Source organism: Oceanobacillus caeni (assembly GCF_019037185.1).
Lineage (GTDB): Bacteria > Bacillota > Bacilli > Bacillales > Amphibacillaceae > Oceanobacillus > Oceanobacillus caeni.
Window position 1 is genome coordinate 61,300 of the sequence record NZ_JAHHXM010000008.1, and the last position, 17,841, is coordinate 79,140.

Annotated in this window: 19 protein-coding genes; 3 read left to right on the forward strand and 16 right to left on the reverse strand. The window is 35.8% G+C overall.

Annotated elements, in window-relative coordinates; all coding sequences use genetic code 11:
• Positions 1 to 227 precede the first annotated feature (227 nt).
• From tkt to KM885_RS06990, 4 genes are all read right to left on the reverse strand, one after another.
• Positions 228 to 2,222 (reverse strand): transketolase, encoded by a 1,995-nt coding sequence (gene tkt / locus KM885_RS06975; protein WP_216883716.1) that lies wholly within the window; start codon positions 2,220 to 2,222, stop codon positions 228 to 230.
• A gap of 177 nt (positions 2,223 to 2,399) precedes the next feature.
• Entirely contained in the window at positions 2,400 to 3,752 is a 1,353-nt protein-coding gene (locus tag KM885_RS06980) for a PTS ascorbate transporter subunit IIC (RefSeq protein ID WP_216883717.1), read from the reverse strand.
• 19 nt (positions 3,753 to 3,771) lie between these two features.
• Positions 3,772 to 4,053, reverse strand: coding sequence for a PTS sugar transporter subunit IIB (locus KM885_RS06985; protein ID WP_060669082.1), 282 nt, complete (start codon positions 4,051 to 4,053; stop codon positions 3,772 to 3,774).
• Entirely contained in the window at positions 4,053 to 6,098 is a 2,046-nt protein-coding gene (locus KM885_RS06990) for a BglG family transcription antiterminator (RefSeq protein ID WP_060669083.1), read from the reverse strand. The genes KM885_RS06985 and KM885_RS06990 overlap by 1 nt, the downstream gene beginning before the upstream one ends.
• Before the next feature lie 195 nt (positions 6,099 to 6,293).
• On the opposite strand from KM885_RS06990, the gene KM885_RS06995 reads away from it, so the two are divergent.
• Both KM885_RS06995 and KM885_RS07000 read left to right on the forward strand, forming a co-directional pair.
• The gene (locus tag KM885_RS06995; RefSeq protein ID WP_216883718.1) at positions 6,294 to 7,142 is read left to right on the forward strand and encodes an HAD family hydrolase; all 849 of its coding nucleotides are present in this window, start codon (positions 6,294 to 6,296) and stop codon (positions 7,140 to 7,142) included.
• Positions 7,143 to 7,273: 131 nt separating this feature from the next.
• Positions 7,274 to 9,073 (forward strand): cation:proton antiporter, encoded by a 1,800-nt coding sequence (locus tag KM885_RS07000; protein ID WP_060669085.1) that lies wholly within the window; start codon positions 7,274 to 7,276, stop codon positions 9,071 to 9,073.
• Between the two features lie 56 nt (positions 9,074 to 9,129).
• On the opposite strand, the gene KM885_RS07005 is transcribed toward KM885_RS07000, so the two are convergent.
• Entirely contained in the window at positions 9,130 to 9,804 is a 675-nt protein-coding gene (locus KM885_RS07005; RefSeq protein WP_060669086.1) for a metal-dependent hydrolase, read from the reverse strand.
• 150 nt (positions 9,805 to 9,954) lie between these two features.
• Here KM885_RS07005 and KM885_RS07010 point away from each other — a divergent pair, with 150 nt between their 5' ends.
• Complete coding sequence (locus KM885_RS07010; RefSeq protein WP_216883719.1) at positions 9,955 to 10,962, forward strand: DUF3231 family protein; 1,008 nt, start codon at positions 9,955 to 9,957, stop codon at positions 10,960 to 10,962.
• A 51-nt stretch (positions 10,963 to 11,013) separates the two neighbouring features.
• On the opposite strand, the gene KM885_RS07015 is transcribed toward KM885_RS07010, so the two are convergent.
• The 11 genes from KM885_RS07015 to KM885_RS07065 all read right to left on the reverse strand — a co-directional run bounded on the left by KM885_RS07015 (position 11,014) and on the right by KM885_RS07065 (position 17,759).
• Positions 11,014 to 11,538: a hypothetical protein gene (locus KM885_RS07015; RefSeq protein WP_204798338.1), complete on the reverse strand. Its 525-nt coding sequence runs from the start codon at positions 11,536 to 11,538 to the stop codon at positions 11,014 to 11,016.
• 73 nt (positions 11,539 to 11,611) lie between these two features.
• A complete protein-coding gene (locus tag KM885_RS07020) occupies positions 11,612 to 12,073 on the reverse strand; it encodes a CBO0543 family protein (protein ID WP_216883720.1) in 462 nt (153 codons plus the stop codon).
• 219 nt (positions 12,074 to 12,292) lie between these two features.
• On the reverse strand, positions 12,293 to 13,306 hold the full coding sequence (locus KM885_RS07025) for a DUF3231 family protein (protein WP_204798336.1): 1,014 nt from the start codon (positions 13,304 to 13,306) through the stop codon (positions 12,293 to 12,295).
• Positions 13,307 to 13,797: 491 nt separating this feature from the next.
• Positions 13,798 to 14,037 (reverse strand): CPCC family cysteine-rich protein, encoded by a 240-nt coding sequence (locus KM885_RS07030; RefSeq protein WP_204798335.1) that lies wholly within the window; start codon positions 14,035 to 14,037, stop codon positions 13,798 to 13,800.
• A 150-nt stretch (positions 14,038 to 14,187) separates the two neighbouring features.
• Positions 14,188 to 14,526, reverse strand: coding sequence for a hypothetical protein (locus tag KM885_RS07035; RefSeq protein ID WP_204798334.1), 339 nt, complete (start codon positions 14,524 to 14,526; stop codon positions 14,188 to 14,190).
• Positions 14,527 to 14,676: 150 nt separating this feature from the next.
• Entirely contained in the window at positions 14,677 to 14,991 is a 315-nt protein-coding gene (locus tag KM885_RS07040; RefSeq protein ID WP_204798333.1) for a hypothetical protein, read from the reverse strand.
• The gene (locus KM885_RS07045) at positions 14,988 to 15,194 is read right to left on the reverse strand and encodes a helix-turn-helix transcriptional regulator (RefSeq protein ID WP_204798332.1); all 207 of its coding nucleotides are present in this window, start codon (positions 15,192 to 15,194) and stop codon (positions 14,988 to 14,990) included. The genes KM885_RS07040 and KM885_RS07045 overlap by 4 nt, the downstream gene beginning before the upstream one ends.
• An 80-nt stretch (positions 15,195 to 15,274) precedes the next feature.
• A complete protein-coding gene (locus KM885_RS07050) occupies positions 15,275 to 15,496 on the reverse strand; it encodes a hypothetical protein (RefSeq protein WP_244986934.1) in 222 nt (73 codons plus the stop codon).
• Positions 15,497 to 15,802: 306 nt separating this feature from the next.
• Positions 15,803 to 16,135 (reverse strand): type II toxin-antitoxin system RelE/ParE family toxin, encoded by a 333-nt coding sequence (locus KM885_RS07055; RefSeq protein WP_204798331.1) that lies wholly within the window; start codon positions 16,133 to 16,135, stop codon positions 15,803 to 15,805.
• Positions 16,125 to 16,430, reverse strand: a complete 306-nt coding sequence (locus KM885_RS07060) for a type II toxin-antitoxin system RelB/DinJ family antitoxin (protein ID WP_204798330.1) — start codon at positions 16,428 to 16,430, stop codon at positions 16,125 to 16,127. The genes KM885_RS07055 and KM885_RS07060 overlap by 11 nt, the downstream gene beginning before the upstream one ends.
• Before the next feature lie 348 nt (positions 16,431 to 16,778).
• The gene (locus tag KM885_RS07065) at positions 16,779 to 17,759 is read right to left on the reverse strand and encodes a tRNA dihydrouridine synthase (protein WP_216883721.1); all 981 of its coding nucleotides are present in this window, start codon (positions 17,757 to 17,759) and stop codon (positions 16,779 to 16,781) included.
• Positions 17,760 to 17,841 lie beyond the last annotated feature (82 nt).

Below are 17,841 nucleotides of genomic sequence, written 5' to 3' on the forward strand. Positions count from 1 at the left end.
CCCCAAGAATTTCAGTTTGTATTGATCCTTATTCAATTAACTACACTTTAAGGTTAATATCCTTAAATCTATACTAGCATAATATTCCAATGGGGTTCTTTACAAAAAAGCGAGCAACTTCAATGATACTATCTAAAACTTTAATAGAAAAAAGCCCATTTTCTTAATTATGTTAAGAAATTGAGCCTTTTAATTTTGGAAGCTTAATATAACTTATTGCCAAAACATTATTTTAGGTTTTTATATTGATTTACGACGTTTTCTACAGTGAAGCCAAATTTTGTGATTACTTCATCTCCTGGTGCAGATACTCCGAATGTGTCGATACTCATTACTGCTCCAGCATCTCCAACATATTCCCTCCATCCTAACTTCGACCCCATTTCAACGGATAGACGTTTAGTTAGGTTCCGAGGCAATACAGACTCCTTATACTCATCCGATTGTTGTTCAAACAGATCCCAAGATGGCATACTTACTATATTCACATAAATATCTTCTTTAGCTAATTCCCTTTGGGCTTCAATTGCTAAAGCTACCTCTGATCCCGCAGCAAGAATGATACCGGTTGCCTCACCCTTAGCTGGAGAAATAACATAAGCACCTTTTGCAACACATTCACTTGCATATTTACTAGTTTGAGCTAATGTTGGTAAATCTTGACGTCCGAGGACAAGCATTGTTGGTCTGTCGTTTTGTGAAACAGCAAGCCTCCACGCCTCTTTCGCTTCATTTGCATCGGCTGGACGAATAACAGAAAGTCCTGGCATTGCACGGAATGACGCTAAATGTTCTACTGGTTGGTGAGTAGGACCATCCGCTCCTACTGCAACACTATCATGGGTAAACACATATGTTACTGGTTGTTTCATTAATGATGCTAAGCGAATTGCTGGACGTAAGTAATCAGAGAATACAAAGAATGTACTTACAAATGGTTTCAGTCCATGAAGTGCCATACCGTTTGCAATGGCACCCATCGCAAACTCACGAACACCGAACCAAACATTTCTACCAGTGAGATTTTCTGATTTATAATCTCCATAATTGTTTAGTATTGCCTGTGTTGAAGAGTTTAAGTCAGCAGCCCCGCCAACTAATTCAGGAAGAACATCCCCTAAAGCATTCATTACTTTACTTGCAGAAGCTCTTGTTGCTAGAGATTCTCCAACTTCAAACATTGGTAGATTTGCATCCCAGTTTTCTGGAAGTTCCCCATTCAAAATACGTTTTAACTCTTTTGCGCTCGTAGGGTATTTTTCTTCGTATCTTGTAAATAATTGATTCCACTCTTTTTCTTTTTCGATTCCGTTTTCTCGAACGGATCTAAAATCTTCATAAACCTCTTCTGGAACATAAAAGTCTTCTTTATAATCCCAACCAAGATATCTTTTTGTACGTTTAATTTCATCGATTCCTAATGGATTACTATGTGCTTTATGTGTTCCTTGTAGTGTAGGAGAACCATAACCAATAGTTGTTTTTACTTCAATAATAGTTGGATGATTTTCGTCCTGACGCGCCTCTTGAAGAGCAGCCACAACAGCTTCTACATCATTTCCATCTTCCACCCGAAGATATTGCCAGTTCATGGCTTCAAACCGTTTTTGAATATCTTCTGAGAAGGAAACACTTAAATTACCATCTAAACTAATATCGTTAGAATCATATAGAACAATTAATCTACTAAGTCCAAGATGACCTGCTAAAGAAGCAGCTTCATAAGAAACCCCTTCCATTAGATCCCCGTCTCCACAGATTGTATAAGTATAATGATCAACTACTGGAAAACCTTCACGGTTATAAGTTTCAGCAAAATACCTTTCAGCAAGTGCCATACCAACACTTATGGGAATTCCTTGACCTAGTGGGCCTGTTGTTGCTTCAACACCCGGTGTATGACCATATTCTGGGTGTCCTGGTGTTTTGCTTCCCCATTGTCTTGTTGTTTTTAAGTCTTGTAGAGTTACATCGAAACCAGTTAAATGAAGTAAATTATATAAGAGATTTGATCCATGTCCCGCCGAAAGTACAAAACGGTCGCGGTTAAACCAATTTGGGTTTGTTGGGTTTACGTTTAAAAAGTTTTTCCAAAGTGCGTATGCCATTGGTGCTGCGCCCATTGGCATTCCTGCATGACCGTGTTGCGCTTTTTCTACGCTGTCAATTGTTAGGGTGCGGATTGTATTAATGGATATTTCAGATATTTCGTTTTTGGTCATCATTTCTCCTCCATATCGCTTTGTGTTAATTCTTGTTAGATGATTAAATACATTAGACAAATCCGTGACCCGAATACTACGTATATCGGGTCACTAAAAATAAAGGATTTAAATTTCATTTTTACTAAAATCATCAACAATTACAGAAAAAACATTTCCTTGATGATAAACTCTTGATTAGTCTTTAATATTTTTCTTTTTGTACGGAATTGCCATTAGTACAAGGATTACTACTAGAGCGATTACAATTGCCATTGTCCCGAAGTAGTTTGCAAGTGATCCAAAGAAGATACCTGCTACCCCGAAGTCTGCGTCTGAGAATGTTGAGTTAGCGAACCCAAGATTTCCAAGTACTGGCATTAGGAATACTGGTAAGAATGAAACAATAACACCGTTAATGAAGGAACCAAGTACGGCACCTCTTACACCGCCTGTTGCATTCCCAAACACCCCTGCAGCTGCACCTGTGAAGAAGTGAGGTACAACACCCGGTAGGATAATAACACTACCTGAAAGTGCCATCACTACCATAGAAACAATACCACCAACAAAGCTTGAGAAGAAACCAATTAACACAGCGTTTGGTGCGTATGTGAATACGATTGGAACATCAAGTGCAGGTTTTGCATTTTTTACAAGTTTTGTTGAAATACCTTGGAAAGCGGGTACGATTTCAGCAAGAACTAGACGTACGCCAGCTAGGATAATGAATACACCAGCGGCAAAATTACCGGCTTGAATTAGTGAGAATACTAAATAGTTTGTCCCATTACTTAATTCAGCCTCAATGAAAGTTGGACCAGCGAATAACGCAACAATAATATAAATAATAGCCATTGTTAACGCAATACTCACAGTACTATCCCGTAAAAATCCAAGTCCTTGTGGGAAATTCACTTTTTCTGTTGAAACAACTTCTTTTTTTCCTTTAACGGCTTTACCAACTAAGGCACTAATTGCATAACCTACAGCACTAAAGTGACCCAGAGCAACATTGTCATGACCTGTTAGTTGGCGCATGAATGGCTGTAATATTGCTGGAGATAAAGCCATAATAATACCTAAGGCAACTGAACCGGCAATGATTAAACCAGGAGTTTTAAAACCTGCAACCGCCATGATTACAGCTAACATACAAGCCATATAAAGCGTATGGTGACCTGTTAAGAATATATATTTAAACGGTGTAAAGCGAGCAATCAAAATATTAACAATCATACCGAAAAACATAATTAACGCAGTTGTTGTACCGTATTCTGTTAAAGCTAGTCCCACAATTGCTTCATTATTTGGAACAACACCGGACACGTTAAATGCTTCCTGGAACATGGATCCAAATGGTTCAAGAGCTGTACCTAGGATTCCGGCACCAGCTGAAATAACTAGAAAACCTACAAATGTTTTCGTGGTACCTTTAATTGTGTCCGACAGTTTTTTTCGTTGTAAAAGTAAACCAGCTAATGCGATGATCGCTACTAGTATTGCTGGTTGACTTAAAATGTCAACCAGTGTACTTAAGAATGAATTCATGTTGTCTCCCCCTAAAATCTTAGATTAGGTTCTTTTCCTTCATCAAATTAGTTACTTTCTCTCTTAATTCATCCATATCAATAATGTTATTTAACACTATTACTTCACCTAAATGTGATCCACCATCTGCAATGTCTTTTGCAAGAAAGAATACATCGGCATCTCCAGGGCCGACGGAGCTTAAGTCAGAGTGTTCTACCTCAACACCAGTTACCCCAAGTTCTTGTAATATATTTTTAATATTCATTTCCACCATAAAACTTGTACCTAAACCATGTCCACATACTGTCATTATTTTCATTATTCTTCTTCTCCTTTTTTTATAATGTTTATTACTTCAGCACTTGAGTTTGCTTCTTTTAATAAATTTAGCTTACTATCATCTGCTAAAATTTTAGTTAAACTTGATAATGCTCTAAGATGTGCTTCATTATCAATTGCCGCGATGCAAATGAAGATATCAATTGCATGTTCCTCTTTATCAAGTAGTAGCACGGGCTTTTTAGTTCTTAAGAAAGACATACCAACTTGGTTTACGCCTGCCTCTGGTCTAGCGTGCGGAATAGCAATTCCTTTACCTATATGAATATAGGTCCCCACTTCTTCGACATTCTTAATCATTGCTTCGATGTAGCTTTGTTCAATTTTACCTTTTGCAAGTAGTGGTGAAGACACTTCAGAAATTGCATCTCTCCAATTTAAATCTGCATCAGTAAATTGAATCATAGGCTCTGTAAGTAATTCTGATAGCATGGGTGAAAATCTCCCTCTTTCTGTATTTCTAAAATATAATAGATTGACTAGCTCAGAAAATAATTTATCTTCATCATGAATATCAGCATATTTTGCAATCACTTCCATTAATCTGTCCATTGATATATTTTTGACATTCATTCTCGGAAAATCCGTTGCAACCTGTTGAATAAGATAATTCTTTTCTACCTCCGTAAGAAGTGGTTTCACAACATAAAATGGTTTTCCTGGTGCCGCCGATTCTACAGTGGAAAAGATCATATCATAACTATCTGGAGAAATCTCCGCTAGTTTATTTAAAGAGTGAATACTTGAAAACTCGATGTCAGAAAACATTTGAGATAGCTGTGCCTTCAACATCATTGATGAACTTATTCCATTGGAACAAATAATTAAGGCGCGTAGTTTTTCCGTAACCTTTTTCTTATCCTCTGTTAAATGTCCCCCAAAGTGAAGAGTAAAATAGCCGATTTCCTCATCACTTATTGTTCGACCAGTCCACATTGTAAGTGGCGCTAATGCTTGGCGAACAAATTCAAACAAATCCTTATATTCCTCTTTTATTCTATCTTTCAAAGGATTGGCAAGTGGTATACCAAATGAAATACGAAAGAATGCTGGTACCAAGTGATTATATAAACTCTTTCTTAAGAAGGATTTGTTTTTAATCGGTAATAAAGTGACCTTTTCAAACTCCGTAATAATTCTTTCTGCTAACTGATAAAGAGTAGGGTTTTCTGCTGTATCAATCTCCTGTAAGGAAACTAAAAGTTGTAATGTTAAATAATAACTCTCATTGGGTGTACCTTTTGGAAATAATTGAAATGTAAGAGCAGTACCCGCTTTAAAGATCTTTTGCCTTTCAATGATCTTTTTCTCGTGTTCCTTAAAGTCCAAATCTCCTTTTGAAGTCCGTACCCGAAGAAAAGCTAATCGAATGATCATTTCACTCTTTCGGCTTTTGACAAGGCTGATATTAAACTGCTTCAATAGGTCATCCACTACACGTTTTGTATGAATGATTTCATTTTCATATCCCCAACTTTTTAAAATTAGGATAATAATCTCTTTTCCAAGCGGTTGGGTAATTAATGTGTCACTACAGTATGCAGCAAGCCTTCTCTTATCCAATTCACTACCAACAACATGGTATCCATCTACTCTTGAATATACCCATTCCAGGTTCCATTGCTTACAAAGTTCCTTTATCTTTTTGACATCTGATAAGGCAGTATTCTTACTTACCCTTAGTAATAATTGATAGTGATAATTCGATATAATTTCCTTACGAATGAACGTATAAAGATAAATAGCAAAAATCCTATCCTGTTCGGAAATGATAAACATATTAGAACTAACATTTGTCAATAGATTAAAGTTTGTAATGTCTTTTAATTCTTTTGGAACTAGAAATACATTATTTTCGATAATTATTTCTGGTAGCTCGAGATTTCTCAGAACTGCATTCACTTTATCTAAATCATAATGAAGCTGTCGCTCGGTTATGCTAAGCTTTCTCATTACTTCTGACTTAGAAATTTGATTATTGAAAGTGATTTCTTTAAGTAAGATATAGGAGCGTTGATCTATCAAAGTAATGCCCTCCATTTCTTAATTCAATTTTATAACGTTTACATTGCACCTTCAATAACGTTTGGACCCAATCTATGTTCCTAGACACTGCACACTAATTGTGCTGATAGTTTTCCCAATTGGTACTAGATATCTCTTATAATACTAACTATAACAACTACACAAACATCATAATAAAGAAAGGTAGGAAATAGAATGGACATAAAAGCAATCGCTTTAGATATGGACGGAACATTACTTAACCCCATTGGTTTAATTGATGAGAAACTTATCCACCAACTTGAAAAGCTACAACAAAGAGGAATTAAGATTTTCATAGCAACAGGACGCACACAAAAAGAAATAGTAGATGTACTACCTAGTCATGTTAATATGGATGGATATGTATCAGCAAACGGAATGGGGGCTTATACCAAGGAAAAGAAACTTTCCCAACACTCCTTAGACGAAACTTTACTTCAAAAGGTAATTTCAGAAGCCCGTGAAGAAAACATCTATTATGAGGTACATCCTTTAAAAGGACCCCGCTTAGCTTTAACAGAGGATAAACCGTATTTTGTTGCAGAGCTAGAAAAGTATATTCCTGAAACATTACTTGAAAACGAATTGAATTCAAGAAAAAAGGCTATTAGAGAGCATATTAATTGGGTCAATAAATTAAAATATGAACATATTGTAAAGGTTTATTTCTTTAGTGTGGATACTGAAAAAATTAATACTTGGAAAAAGCATCTCGAAAATTTAAAGAAAGAAATAACATTCACCACCTCTTGTTCCTCTCTTCACAATGTAGAAATGATGGTTTCCGGTGTTTCCAAAGGAACTGGAATTAAATTATTGCTTGAAGAAAGTGGAATTAATAAAGAAAACTTACTAGTAGTCGGCGATGGTGAAAATGACCTACCAATGTTTGAACTAGCAGGACATGCAGTAGCTATGAAAAACGCAGAAAAAAATGTCCAAGCCCAGGCGGATACAGTAACAGACTTCGGCTATGAACAAAATGGGTTATACCATTATTTAAAACAAAAATTCAGTTTATAAATACCTACATTAGGGATTTCAAATTTTATTACGAAACATAAGTTACTGGGGTTTTTATCACATCATTTTGATTATAAACTTTTCTATTGCACAGGATAATGATAAACTATTCCTATTCAAAAAAGAAGGTGATGGAAATTCAACAGGAACTTACGTTGATTAGTATTGTTGTCGTCATTGCACTTGGTATGTTTTCACAATGGTTAGCGTGGAGGATTCAGTGGCCTTCTATCGTGATCATGACGATTGCTGGACTCTTGATTGGTCCAATATTTGGTTTAATCAATCCACAGGAAGGACTAGGAGAACTTTATAGTCCCATTATCTCCCTTGCCGTTGCATTGATTTTATTTGAAGGTAGTACAAGCCTTGATATCCGTGAATTGAAAGGTATCTCTAAGTCCGTCTTTCGTATCGTGACCTTTGGTGCCCTTATAGCTTGGATTGGAGGCTCATTAGCGGCACATTTTATTGCTGGGCTTAGTCTCGAGATTTCTTTTATCATTGGTGGGTTATTTGTTGTGACCGGTCCTACAGTCATTATTCCACTACTTAGGCAAGCAAAATTAACCCCCCGAGTTTCTTCGGTATTGAAATGGGAAGGCATTATTGTTGATCCAATTGGTCCGTTGCTAGCTTTATTTGCTTATGAGATTATCAAAATAACCTCGGAGGAACCGTTTCAACTTAGTGATTTCATTCCATTTTTTGTCGATTCCATTTTGGCAATTTTAGTTGGCTATGCCATTGGTATGCTCGTTAGTCTTTTAGTTAGTAAAGGATTATTCCCTGAATACTTAAAGTCCCCAATTATTTTTTGCTTTGTCTTAATTTGTTTTGCATCTGGTGAAGTCATCATGCATGAAACGGGGATGCTTTCTGTAACCGTCATGGGGCTAACATTAGCTCGGTCCAAGAAATATGTCCATTCTATTGGAAGTATTGGTCATTTCATGGAAAATATTTCGGTTATGCTTACGTCTACCGTCTTTATTTTATTGACGGCATCACTTACAAGGGATACGATTATGGAAATTTTCACTTGGCCGATCATTTTATTTGTTATCATTATGCTTTTCCTTGTTCGACCGTTATCTATTTGGATATCAACAATTGGAACAGAACTGACTTTACAAGAAAAAACACTTGTAGGTTGGATTGCGCCAAGGGGAGTCGTTGCATTGACGGTTTCAGGGTATTTTGCCGGTTTATTAATAGAAGATGGCTATCCAAATGCCTCCATTTTAACACCACTTACGTTAGCTTTAGTTTTTATTACCGTTTGTGCTCATGGTTTTTCTATCGGTCCCATTGCTCGAAAGCTGGGTTTGGCTAATACCAACTCTTCAGGTGTTGTGATGGTGGGTGCTAGTAGTTTTTCGATTGCTTTTGCACAGCATTTAAAAGATATGGGGGCTTCGGTCTTGATTACCGATACATCCGATGATCAATTGTACCGGGCAAGAAAATTTGGTATTCCTACTTATCATGGAGAAATTCTCTCGGAGCATAGTGATTTCGAAGTAGACATGACCCCTTATGACACAATTTTAGCTATGAAGGGAGATGCAGCGTATAATGCACTTGTTTGCCAAACCTACATCCCTGAATTCGGTTATCACAACACGTTCTCCCTGCCAATTGGAACGAGTCAAGTCGAACATAGAGAAATCCCATCTGCTCTTAAAGCGAATTTGTTATTTGAAGAAGGTGCAACATTTACAGAGCTAAATAAAAAAGTCAACATTGGTTATACCTTTCATACTATTGAAATTAATAGCAAACAAACTCTACTGAAAGAAAAACGGAAGTCGAAAGGAATACCGTTATGTATTAAACGTAAAAACGGGAATCTGGTCTTTGTCACTTTTAAGGAAAAACCCTTACTTGACGAGGGAGATCAACTTGTGGTACTAGAGCTGGAGAAATAATTCTTCAGCTCTTTTAATTTTAATGGAGTATTATACTTTTAGCATGAATGCAGACTTTAAATACGGATTCGAAATACTTTTTTGGTAAATGGATATAAAAATTTAACCCCATTTTTCGTTAGCATATCTCCTACAATATGTGATAAATAAGCTATCGTGGAAATAAGAGCCAGGCCGTCTACTTCAATGTTAATTTCCAATAAATGTGACATATACCACCAGTAAATCAATGCCCAAATAGTGTGAGTTGGTCCTCGGTGTGCAAACCAGCCAACTCCCCCAATGTATAAGGCGAACATCACCAGCCACCACAACTCATTCGTTGCAGCATAATAAAGAAGGAATAAGCCTATGATACTCATCATTATATTTTTTAAAGTTTCTTGACTCCTAAAGGATAAACCTAAAATTACCGCACCCCATCCAAAAAGTAGAAGCCTATGTTGTTGCTCAAACCATCTTTCGTCTAGGAAAGATAGGAATTCTACATCTACAAAGAATGTAACCAAAGACAGTACCATCATTGTCACAGCGACAAATACGCCAATTTTTTTAATTAATTTAGCTGTTTTAGTTACACGTCTATTTAACAAATTATTGCCATCTAAATCTGGAGCAAGGGAAGCTACACCTGATGCAATTAAAACGACAGGTATCACTTCAAGCGATTGATTAACGGACGCCACTGCACCTATTCCTAGCCCCACTGTTAAATGCGTTCGACCTTTCATGTTGTCACCTCTTTTGTTGCTGTCTTTTGATTTATAATAGTGCCATTATACAACAAGTATATTATATTTTTCTGTAAAATTTGGTGAAAAGGGTATTAATCTATAGAGTAAAGTAAATAATAGTATCATAGCACAATGGAGGTTTTATCTATGGAAAATGATACCCATCAAGAGGAATTAACTGCAGCAGAGATTTCAGCCCTTTGGACATCGTATCTAAATGACACCATGATGGATTGTGGATTACGTCATTTTTTAACAAATGTTGCCGATGAAGATATCCGTTCCATACTTGAACAATACTTAGCAATATCAAAAAAACACCAAAAAAAGTTAACTGAAATTTTTAACGCTGAAAACTATCCAGTTCCTCAAGGATTTACGGAACAAGATGTTAATTTGGATGCACCGAGGCTTTTTTCTGATCGTATATACCTTGAATTAATGTTAAATGTAGCTAATTTTAGTTTAGCTATTTACGGATTAGCCTTGTCCCAGGTCGAACGAGATGATATTATTCAGTTTTATACTGAAGCTCTAGACGAGTCACAAAGAATGCACAAAATAACAAAAGATACAGCCAAAGCAAAAGGCTATTACATACGTTATCCGCAAATTCCTAAACCGAAGCAAGTCGACTTTGTAACGGATAATAGTTTTTTGGCGGGATGGTTTGGAAAGAGAAGACCATTACTAGGTGTTGAAATTGCAGCACTTGTGTTAAACACTAAGCGTAATGCACTTGGTCAAGCACTTATTACTGGATTCGCTCAGGTTGCACAGTCAAAAGAGGTTAAAAAGTATTTTGAACAAGGGCGTGACATTGCTGGAAAACAGTTAGAAGTTTTTTCGTCCATCTTAAAAGAAGAATATATCTCTGATGGAGCTCGTATTTTGACATCAGAAGTAACCGACTCAACGAACCCACCTTTTTCAGATAAATTAATGATGTTTCTTGTTACAACACTTATTGCTTCTGGTATGGGCCAATACGGGACCTCTATGTCTATCAGTCCAAGACATGATTTAGGTGTTCATTATACCCGTTTAATGGCGGAGATAGGCAAGTATTCCAATCAGGGAGCGAATATTTTGATTAAAAATGCTTGGATGGAGCAACCGCCAATTGCAGCTGACAGGAAAAATCTAGCGAAATAGGACAATACAACCATAAAATAAGTGGGAGAGAAAGGAAACCTTCTCACTCACTTATTTATTTCTTTTTGCCTTTATGTATTTTTCAATGAAGTGACCTGCAATACCGAAGAAAATTCCCCATAATAGTCCATTGAATATCGGACTGGAAAAAAGCTCCAGATAGGGTAATTGATTTAAAAAGTAGTGATGGTAGTAAACACCTAAATTCATCCCCACAACAAATGATATAAAAAAACCAGTTAGATACGTCTCTTTAGGAGGTTCTTTCTTCTCTTGCAGACAATTAATAATGATTGCTTTGTTATAAGCCTGCCACATAGAAAAAGCGTAAGAAGAGGGATAGAATAATCCCCATTGATGATCGAAAACATCATGAGCTTGTTGTGCATATCCATGGAAAGAATGCAAAATAGACAAATTTAAATTAGAAACTCCATTTGCAGCAATTTCAAAAAAGAAGAGTAATGAACCAAAAATATACTGCCCGTTATAGAGTTGGCCAAAGCCAACCATCATAATCGACCATAATAAAGCAGCAATAGGTGATTTATATTCATTACCTTGATTAACTCCCATAAAATCCCTTCTATCTAGTAAATTACATACCTATCATTCGTCTGCTTATCTATATGTTAAGAAGATCTATAAGCTAATTACCGGTGTTTGTGTTATTGCTAAGAAAACCCAAGCGTTTTGACTTTCTGATAATTGCTATAACTAAACGAGTTGTGAGAAGATAAAGAGTGACGGAAACCAATGTATGTGTTGTCGACCAACGAATCCATTTGATTAGATGGATTTTTTGTTCCAGAAGCCATTCAAAAGCAGTCAACGGCACACTAAATAAAAAGGCTTTACCCAAAATGGCAGGGAGTTTAGATTGATAGGTTGCTTGTATAAAAAGGGTACAGCAAATCGGAAAAATTAAAAAATCAAATAAAATGCTCTTGTCACTATATTTTTCAAATAATCTGACTGGATAAATAACTCGCTTACTTTTAACCATAAATTCATCAAGTAAATTTGCAAAAAAACCCGTTAGGAAGAAAACAATCATCCAATCCTTTGCAGGTTTTCTCAATAATATAAATGGCAATGCACCTATTCCCAATACGAAGAAACTCCTTAGAATAAATTTTTCCATAAAACAAAATCAAATCCTTTCAGACGTACTACCAGATTTGTTGTTAATCGAATAAAAAAAGACCGAATAACATCCTATATATCACATGCAATAAGGAAAAAATCGGCCCGATAGGTACAAAATAATCACTTCATACAAACGGTACAAATAAATTCATTTGATATTATTAGTACATATTAGATGTTTTTATGATTTATCTTTTGCAATTTCTTTTCTATTAGGGGCAAGTGGTGGTTGTTCAAACCATTTATTTTGTACCATAAGATTAAACCACTTTTTTGTTACCATTAGATTTTTTAGAATGATGCTTTCATAAGTTTTTACGAGGTCTGTTCGAATAGCTGATGCTAATCCTGCCCCCTGGTATCCCTGTGCTGTTTGGAACAAGAAACCGATATGATATAACATTAACTTATCGGAAAATGGGGAATCCGTTGAAACGGTTACCTCTGTTTCCATCGACGTAGGAATTGGTAAATTATCCTTGTGCATTATCTTTGAAAGAGACTGTATTTGACCATCAGACGTATTCTCCGTATCTTCTAAAAACTTCCTAACCTCTTTAGATTGTGTAACTTGACTAAATCCAATGGAAAGAGTTTTAGCCATAATGCTTTTTTTAAGGTTGTAAGAGAGATTTATTATTTCTATAGCAGATAAACGTCTTCCTTTCCCTAAAATTCCATCCTTGAAATCCTGGCTAGAAACAAATTCTGGTCTTTTTGTAGGATAGAACATTGGGTCTCTCTGAAAAGCTCCCTTCTCAAGCATTAAATCTATGATTTGATGATATATTCTTTTAGCGTCATTATCACATGAATCATAAAAATAACGTAAATCTTCTCTTACCGAGACGCCTAGTGAAGTCGTGTGTCCTATCAAACCATGTAGCGTCATGATGTGTAAATAATTTAAACAAAATATATCGGAAAATAATCTATCTGCACCTTTATTAAGGTCAGATTCCGTAAATCCTATTGGAACTGGAAACCCATCATTCTCCATAAAAGTTGCTATTTGATTTTTTTGTTTTGCGAATGTCTTGATCGCATCATCAAAAATAGCCTTTATTGAATCATCCTCAATTATGGAGAACATGTATCTATTTACTATATCTGTCATTGTTCCAGTTACATACTCCTGCCATAGTGTTCCTATTTCAGAAGATGTGAGTTTTAATTTATTTTTGTCGTTTTCCACATTATCACCTCTTTAGTAAACCACCAGAGTAGTTGCACCTCCATTACGAATATCGTCCATTTCAATTATTTTTAAATGAAGTTGATTCCATAACTCTGATATGTGATTCTTGTCTCTCATTTATTTTGTGGATTTTTAGTGGATTTATGCAGTGGCGAGTTATTGTTCCAATACATCCATAATTAGGTCTTTTACTTTTCTTGTATTTCTATCTCTTCTTGGAGTGTGAGGATAGTGTGGAAGAACTTTAATCGTTCTATTATTCTTTTCCAAATAAAAAGGACTGGACCACTATTGGATCCAGCCTGAATTTTCATCACCTTATATCTTAATACCCTAAAAGTTATCCCTTACAAATTTCTCTTATATATTCCATCTTTGCCATATGCATAAAGAAACGATCCGCGCATAAACACTTATGCAAGAACCAGCTCTTCTTCTCTTGAACAATCCCCGTTACTTTAATTGCTATAACTCTTCCATTTAAGGTCTTACTCATCATTTTCATTAGGCTTTCTTACAAACTCTATACATCTTTCCTCACATGCTCCAAATAATACGTAATTATTTTGTGCTTGTCTTAAAGATGGAATGTTAGCACCGCCTTCATAGTCGGGATCAATATACTGAACCTCATCATCTTCCCAAAAGCAAATACTACAAATATCATATGTTCCAGGTGGCTCTTCATCTAATGTTTTATAGCCACAACAAGGACAAGTATATTTCATTTAATCACCTCGATAATAGAATAATTATATCAGTAAGCAAGCATTTACGTGATGCTTCCACTATAAAGACTTGGCTTCAACACAAGACCAGAGAATGTAGCATTTATGTACTTCACTCCCATTCGGATATATGGTGTTCATAAAAGCCTTTTAGCTATGATCATAAATCCTTGCACTGGTAGAGGCTACGTATCTTATTTTATATTTACTGTCCAATTCTTGTTTAACTTTTTCCGTTAAAGCAAGTCCCATTTGATTAAATCTTTCTTCCAGTTCACCCCCATTAGGAACCAATTTATCTAAATCCCAATCAATCCATTCTCCATACTTTTCTGCCCAATAAGACAATTCCTCTACTAAACTAGCTGACATTGGAATGTCTTCTATGTTAAGATTACAACCGCACCTATTACACCAAATTGGATCTGCTCCTACATCACCTTCAATTTTTAAATCATTTGTTTTACCACTATCACAACAACAGTTCAAAGTTTTGTTTCATATATATACATCCCCCATAAATTGGCATCTTTAGTTGCAAAAGCACATAAAAAACCAAGCTCAGTTTGAATAAAATAAATCAAAACAGAATCCGAATATTTGCTTTGTTGATATTAGACAATACTTAAGAGAAAATTACTAAGCACTCATTTTTCTACTATTTATTAATAAGAAAATAAAGTAGCTCAATATTAAAATAATTAAATAGAAAAGTTCTGGAAAAACAAAAGGAGCCTCTGACAAGCGTTCGTCATGCAGATTAAATAAGTCAAAAAGAAAATTTGTTAGTAAGAATAGCAATATGGTACTCCAACTCTGAACAACGGACTTTTGCTTTATTACCTTTTTCCTTTCATCATCATTAGGTCCTAAAAAGTAATCTTTACTCCCTGTGAAATAACCAATGATGGAAATATACACAAGTAGAATTATTAGCATAAAAAAGATTTTCATTCTGCATCCTTCCTCCCTCCTAAAAATAATTCATCTACTTTAACGCCTAACGTTCTTGCTAAATCAAATGCTAATTGTAACGTAGGATCATATTTATCGTTTTCAATCGCATTTATCGTTTGTCTTGAGACATTACAGAGTTTAGCTAATTTTTCTTGGGATAGTTTTGCAGATTTTCTATATTCCCTGATACGATTCTTCATTTAACCACCATATTTCTTCTTGGAAAAAAGTAATGAGACTAAATATACAGTTGAAATTACGACAAGAAAGATAAACGGATTTATACCCTCATAAGATCGTTCTGTCCAAAAGTTAAATAAACAGATTCAGCAATTTCAATTAGCACCACACCAATTACAACCGTAAATGCATATGACTGTGCTTTCATTCTAATGAAATTTTTCCCTTCATCTCCCATCTTAGGTAATGACGCAAAAGTAACAACTATTAGTATCACACAAATTGCTAAAGCAGCAAAAGACACAACAACTATCCAATCCATATTTATTCCTCCCTCACCTAAAAAGTAAAAAGTATTTGACACAATTGTATCATCAGCCCCTAAAATGTCAAATACCTTTTACACATCAAATCCAATACCAAAAAAGAAGAGCCCCTATGAGTGCTCTTTGGAATTGTCTTATTCAATTAAAGGATGGAGAGTTTTATTAATATTTGGGTTGGTCATGTTCTTTATTCTGAGATTTCTAACGGAAGTAGTAAGTGGAGAAATGATAATAGAAAGAGGTATATAAAGCAGAAGTCAATTATAAATAGGGTAAAATAACAAAGGGCTGTTCAGTATTAATTATTGATTAGTCTTATTTAACTGGTCATCTATATCTCGCCCTCCATACATAACACGGATAACGGTAACTATTCCGTCCTCAATGCTGGGAATATAGAATATAATAAAATTGTCAACAGGCAACTGTCGAAGTCCTCTGCTATACCAAGGTTCCTTTTCAAACATCCGGAACCTCCTTGGTTTTTCATCTAAACTTAATATGGCTTCTTCAATCCTTTCCAATTGATTCGTTGCTGTCTCTGGTTCATGCAAGGTAAAAGCAATATACTCATAGATACCCTTAAATCTGCATCTGCCTGATTTGTTAATAATACTTTGTATCTCATATACCATAATCTCTACGAATTTCCGTAAAAGCCTTTGTAGCAGATTTTGTATCACCTTGCATGAAATCCGTATATCCTTTTTCCAACTCGGCATTCACCTCTGACTCTGTCAAATTGGAGATTCCAACAGGTTTTGTGGCAGGAATCTTAACGTCAAAAGGAATTCCCTTCTGCATAACAACCTGTTTCAGAAATATATTGACTGCGTTGGATAGCGGTATTCCTAACTGTCCCAGAATGGATTCAGCTTGTTCTTTAAGTTCAGGTTCAAGCCTTACATAGAGATTTGTTGTTTTCGCCATTATTAATTCACTCCTTTTATATAGTCATTGTATGCTATTGTATTTACAAAAGCAATCATTCGTATTTCAATTTAGTCCTCTTATAAAAATTGAGAAGTAAATTAAGGTTTAGAAAACTTGCTTATGCCAAGCTTTAGACTAGTTGCATATGCCGGAGGATGGTAATTATCGTGACTTTTAATATTATTTATAACAAACAACTAACGTATAAAGCAAAAATTGACCGATGTAAATGGGTCCAGTTCATTACCGCATTCACACAGCCAATTTACTACTTAATATACCTTTTATTTTTTAGGTCACAACCGTTTAACGCCCCTTTTGTTTTCACCCTAAATCGGGACAGTACTATTCCCTCTTCCCCTCAACATTCCTTCCCTCAAAGTTATCAAGCAATGCACGCACTTCATCTGTTGTCTCTGTACTCATCAACTGATTTCTTAATTCACCCGCTCCTCGTATCCCGCGAACATATATCTTAAAAAAGCGGCGAAGAGGTTTGAAGGAACGTGGTTCTAATTTTGAATATTTATCAAAAAGATCCAGATGCAACCTTAAGAGATCCAGTAATTCCTCACTGCTGTGCTCTCTTGGCTCCTTTTCAAAAGCAAATGGATTTTTAAAAATACCACGACCAATCATCACGCCATCCACTCCAAATTCTTGAACGAGCTTCAAACCCGTTTGACGGTCAGGAATATCTCCATTAATTGTCAAAAGTGTATCTGGAGCTACCTCATCACGAAGTTTCTTAATTTCTGAGATTAACTCCCAATGAGCATCTACTTTACTCATTTCTTTTCTAGTACGCAGATGAATGGAAAGATTTGCAATATCTTGTTCGAATACATGTGTCAGCCAGTCGCGCCATTCTTCTATATTCGTGTAACCAAGTCTTGTCTTTACACTAACAGGCAATCCTCCTGCTTTTGCTGCTTGGATTAACTCCGCTGCAACTTCTGGACGACGGATGAGGCCACTTCCCTTTCCCTTTGTTGCTACATTGGGTACGGGGCAGCCCATATTAATATCTACGCCCTGATAACCCATTTCAGCCATTCCAATACTCATTTGTCGAAAGTGTTCAGGCTTATCTCCCCATATATGAGCTACAATTGGTTGTTCATCCTCTGTAAAGGTCAAGCGCCCACGCACACTATATATTCCCTCTGGGTGGCAATAACTCTCCGTGTTTGTAAATTCTGTAAAAAACACATCAGGTCTGGCTGCTTCACTTACTACATGACGAAAAACAACATCCGTCACATCTTCCATTGGTGCCAATATAAAAAACGGTCGTGGTAAATCACGCCAAAAATTATCAGTCATAATCCAATCAAAATCCTTTCATAATGGGATAGCCTGTCCAAACCTTATCCCAAAATTAAAAAGCAAAATGTCCCTGCTTCCT